Source organism: Hydrotalea sp. AMD (genome assembly GCF_004100315.1).
Taxonomy (GTDB): domain Bacteria; phylum Bacteroidota; class Bacteroidia; order Chitinophagales; family Chitinophagaceae; genus Hydrotalea; species Hydrotalea flava.
Map to the genome: position 1 here is coordinate 1 of NZ_SCKY01000078.1, position 1765 is coordinate 1765.

General features: G+C 42.6%; 1 protein-coding gene. It reads left to right on the forward strand.

Annotated elements, in window-relative coordinates; genetic code table 11:
• Nucleotides 1-132: 132 nt before the first annotated feature.
• Nucleotides 133-1641 (forward strand): hypothetical protein, encoded by a 1509-nt coding sequence (locus EO766_RS18090; protein WP_287101782.1) that lies wholly within the window; start codon nucleotides 133-135, stop codon nucleotides 1639-1641.
• The last annotated feature ends 124 nt before the right edge of the window (nucleotides 1642-1765 follow it).

Here is a 1765-nt window from a genome sequence, read left to right on the forward strand (position 1 = left end):
TTGTTTGCTGGTCAGCTTCCCCAGACTCGCCATCAACGCTTTGAATTGGGATTGCCTCACGATGCTCTCCAAACGTACACCAATAGGGTACTTTAGCAAATATCACTACCTAATGCGAACATCGCCATTGACTTGAAGTTAAAAGAAGGTGCTAAAAGTGATGTAACACATGTGGATGCAGTTAAGGTATTTAAATCTCTATCGACTGTGCACAAAGATTGCAAGCCATTTGTTTTTCTGATGTCTTCCCTTAAAACAGTACTCCCCGAGAAACGTGAATTATTCCGGCGCGATGCTGAGTTATTTCAGTCTGAATTTGAAGATCTAGACAAGGCAATTTTCACAAATGGAGATGAGCTTTCTCGGGTTTTAGGAAGTTATACTCAGTCATTAGAACTCCTCGGTGATCTCCGTGACAAGATGAAGGCTTTTCAGGGCGGGATAGAAGGAGCCGCTAAGAAAGTTATGCATCAACTTCGCGCACTTGATTTAGCCGATTATTTCGTACTTTATCACAATACGATAGCAGTTGAAAAAATCAAACTTGGCTCTTATGTTGTTGAAATGTTGCTGGAGTTTTTGGCTCACGAAGTTGAAGGACAGGGTGAAGTTTGGGATTTAGCGAGGTCTCTCGATCAATTAGAGTTGAAGGACTTGCCGCGAGCTCGTTTTGGAGTTACGCATGCAGTATCTCGACTGTATTCCGCAAATATGATGCATTCGGAAGCGATGCTCCGTTCTGAAGAAGCTGCAAAAGAGGGGCCGGCACAGGGTTACTTTTTTACTGGTGATATTTTCGTTGATGCGCAAGCATTTAATTTGTCCATTCCAGACAGAGCTTATGCAATAGTGACGCCAGCATGTGATCTGGTTAGACCTGAAAAATTGAAGGAACGTACATTGCTAGTTTGCGAGGGAAGTGTTCGGGCAGTTAACCCCGGGTCGTCCACATTGATTGCAAAAGACGGTCTGCCAATTACAGTTATGAATAATTTACGCAATACGGATCAGTTTATAGCAATTGAATGGAACAAAAAAAAGCTTCATACCTGGCATGAGGCCGAACAGTTAAAGTTTTCCGATCCTTCACAATGTTCGCTGGTACGTGTAGGTCGACTTAGATCTACCTACGCATTGCAATTGCAGCGAGCGATCACATCTGATCTTAGTCGAGTTGGCACACAAAGGCCACCAAGTGCATTAGTACCTCATCAACTTCGGTGTTTCGTATCAGATAGTATAAAATGGCATGAAGTTTACTTTGATCTGAATACTGACGCAGCTGCGCTCACAGATTCAGAGAGTAGCGGAAAAAAGCACACATTGTTTGTGTTGACAGATTCGACTATTCACAAGGTTTTTATTAAGATTGATGCATGGATCAAGAATAATCCTAACGTTGTTAATAAAGTCTCGATTGAAAAAATATTGAAAGACGATGTTAGAAACGCATTACGTGGGTATAAGCAAAAAGTACCTCAGCCTAAGAAACCAGGCGATAAAGTCGACGTGACAGCCTATCCATTAGAGGTTATTTGGACAGGAGTAGACCAGAAATTAGTCGCTATGACTCGGGCGGGTTCCGGATCGATATACTCACAAATCGCAGATGGTCATACTGTAAACGGTACCCAGAATTGACCTTGCCCCCAAAAGATGGACTCGTTAACTGGAGTGTTTTTATACTTTGGTTCAAGGAGATTTTTTCATGGCAACAACAAAACTTTCGCGGTCACGCTACACCTTGGAGTTCAAGTTGGAAGCG